This is a genomic window from Paenisporosarcina sp. P4_D4 (assembly GCF_056401835.1).
The window spans coordinates 1-2983 of record NZ_JBFUIO010000191.1 but is presented as its reverse complement, the minus strand read 5'-3'; the positions used below and the strand labels follow the sequence as shown (position 1 = coordinate 2983).

The following is a 2983-nucleotide window of genomic DNA, read 5'->3' as shown; positions in this document are numbered from 1 at the left end:
GTATAGCGCACCCAGAACGAACGACGGGGAAACAAAGAGAAAAGACTGTAGCCTATTTCTTCAGATTTACCTATGCACGTTGAAATTGCATGTCCTACATTAATTCGATCAAGGGAAGTTTTTTCTTTTATATCAATGATTTGTTCGCTTGTTAATGCCATAGGTACCTCCCCACCGTACTTATACTTTTATTCACTTTACCTTTACCACCTTAATTTGTCATTAAAACTCGGCAAAATTATCTAATTATTACGTTCATTTATATCTTTTTTCTACTAAAAAAGCTCCCCAAAAATCGGAGAGCTCAAGATTTTAAATTGATACGTGATCTTCCACTTTTTCTTGCGTTTTCTTGTCTTGCATCTCATAGGAAATCCGGTCTAAACTTGGACGCAATGTTCCTTTGCCCGAGTAGTTTTCAAGCATTTCTTTCACATCGATACCAGAAGAAGCTTTCAATGTTTCCTGAAGGGTAGACATTAAATTCGTGGCATACGACGTAACTTTATTGGCGCCGCCACCTTCTCCACCGCCAGTATCCACCACTGTAATCTTGTCGATATTTGCTAATGGGCTTGCAATTTGTTTCGCATATTCCGGCATCATGCGTACAATCATATCCAACACTGCAGCTTGACCGTAATGTTCGAATGCTTCCGCAATTTTTCGTTTCGCTTCCGCTTCTGCAAGACCTTTCAAGCGAATAATATCAGCTTCTGTTTCACCCTGTGCACGTTCGGAGTCAGCTTTCGCCAATCCATCAAGTCGTACTTTTTCAGAATCCGCTTTCGCTCTTGCCTCGATACGGTATTTTTCCGCATCCGCTTCAGCCATTTCACGGGATTTTGCAGCTGCCGCGTTTTGCTCGATAGCATAACGATCCGCGTCCGCTTTCTTTTTAACTTCAGAGTCGTATTGTTTCTCGCGACGTAAAATTTCTTTTTCTTCAAGTTCGATTTGCTTTTGACGTTCAATGATGCGGATTTGCATTTCCTGTTCCATAACTTCTTGTTTCGAGACTGCAGTCTGGAGTTCGTAAGCTTGGTCAGCACGCGCCTTCGCGATATCTTGCTCGCGACGATACTCAGCGACTTTCAGCAAATTCTCTTTTTCAGCCAAAGCAATTTCAGTCGCACGTTCAATTTCGGATTGCTGTGCCTCTTTTGCAGCTTCAGCACGCTTGATTCGTGTTTCTTTATCTGCTTCTGCTGTTGCAATATCAGCATCACGTTTGACCTGTGCAATACGTGGTTTACCAAGTGAATCCAAGTAGCCATTTTTGTCACGTACATCTTTGATGGTAAATGAAACAATGATTAGACCCATTTTCGCTAAATCCTGAGAAGCGACACGTTGTACTTCTTGCGAGAATTTGTCGCGATTTTTGTAGATTTCCTCCACTGTCATCGATCCCAAAATGGAGCGCAAATGACCTTCCAGTACTTCTTTTGCTTCATTTTCACGATCTTCTTTTGACTTCCCTAAAAATTGTTCAGCAGCCGTTGCAATTTCGGAAATGGATCCACCAATTTTAATGATGGCCGTTCCGTCTGCCATTACCGGCACACCTTGCTCTGTATAAACTTCAGGAGTCGTAACTTCCAGCTTACTTGATAGTAAACTTAATGGCTGTGCTTGCTGAAAAACTGGAAATACAAATGTACCGCCACCCCGAATGATTTTTATACGATTGCCTGATTCATCTGTATGAACCGTTTTCGCCCCTAAATAACTACCTGTTACAATCAATGCTTCATCAGGACCAACAGTCTTGTATTTCGTTACATACACACCAATAATAGCAACCAACACAAACGCCACTATCCCCACTACAACTAACATACTCATATCCATGTTCATTTCCCCCATCTATTTTTTATTAAAAACGAAAGGTTCGTATTCCCTGACAAGAAACGTTCCTTCCTCTATCTCAATTACTAACACTTCTTTGCCATAGGCAATCTCTTCATTGTCATAGCCTACTGCTCTCTTGGATAGAAGCCCGCCAACGGTTTCAATCACAATCTCACCATAACCGTCAGATGGTATGGGCGTAATGACTTTGCCAACTAAACCTGCTAACGACTCATCCGTATAGGCGATTGACACTTCGGCTGATGCCATGGGTAGTAAAATAAAAAAGTACAGTAAAATATCGAGAACCACTCCCACTGCGAGACTCGCAAACAAGACAATCCAGCTATTCCAGTTGGTGGAGACTTCAAGCACATACCCGCTGGCTGAAACAAAAGTGACGAATGCCATTATAACGGTAGGGTTTAAAAAAGGAATGCCTTCCCCAATCCCTTCAGCAACATCTCCAAAAAATACATACAGAACAGTCACTGCCCCCGTAACGAGGAGCACATACATGTAGATTTGTTCAATGGACATCCAATCACTCCCATTTAATGAATTCTTTAGTCGCACCTATTACTACGGAGGACAAAAAGAAAAGTTTCATTTTTCCAAATATTTTTTTGATACTATTAGCTGAGATGAATTGAATGAATACAGGAACTGCCATATGCCTACAGAATTTTTTTCATAGTACCATTCAAATGTTTCTCGATAATGGAGTGAATCTGGTTGTCGACCAAATTCTGCATGATGTGGAAGTTGATACGAGTATTGAAGATATCTCTACTTGTGTGAAGCAGATTACAACCGCACTTCTAGCCAAAAATAAAAGCACATGTGCTACTCAATCTTGAGTCCGCACATGTGCTACTTTCAATTATATCCACGTTCACCATAAGGCTGTTTTTCAACACACCATTTTTCTTTTGCATCTGCTAGTTCTTCTTTTAACTGCACAGCAGATTTCCCTTCCGTTTCAATGGACTCTAACACTTCAAACTGAAATGACTCTTCACCGAATTGTTCCCAATCTTTCTGCAAGTCCTTATTCAATAAAGTACCGCCATTCAATTCGAACTTCAAACCATTTTGTCTTTTCAAGTTAGGCGCTGCAGCAATGAAC

4 protein-coding genes are annotated in these 2983 nt (G+C 41.0%); 1 reads left to right on the top strand and 3 read right to left on the bottom strand.

What is annotated here, in order from left to right:
- Positions 1 to 312 precede the first annotated feature (312 nt).
- On the bottom strand, positions 313 to 1854 hold the full coding sequence (locus AC1DSL_RS16835; protein ID WP_342542820.1) for a flotillin family protein: 1542 nt from the start codon (positions 1852 to 1854) through the stop codon (positions 313 to 315).
- Positions 1855 to 1869: 15 nt separating this feature from the next.
- The gene (locus AC1DSL_RS16830) at positions 1870 to 2394 is read right to left on the bottom strand and encodes an NfeD family membrane protein (protein WP_477533086.1); all 525 of its coding nucleotides are present in this window, start codon (positions 2392 to 2394) and stop codon (positions 1870 to 1872) included.
- A gap of 113 nt (positions 2395 to 2507) precedes the next feature.
- On the opposite strand from AC1DSL_RS16830, the gene AC1DSL_RS16825 reads away from it, so the two are divergent.
- Entirely contained in the window at positions 2508 to 2714 is a 207-nt protein-coding gene (locus tag AC1DSL_RS16825) for a hypothetical protein (RefSeq protein ID WP_477533085.1), read from the top strand.
- A 19-nt stretch (positions 2715 to 2733) separates the two neighbouring features.
- On the opposite strand, the gene AC1DSL_RS16820 is transcribed toward AC1DSL_RS16825, so the two are convergent.
- Positions 2734 to 2983 (bottom strand): GIY-YIG nuclease family protein (locus AC1DSL_RS16820; RefSeq protein ID WP_477533084.1); only part of this gene is annotated, 250 nt, incomplete at its 5' end.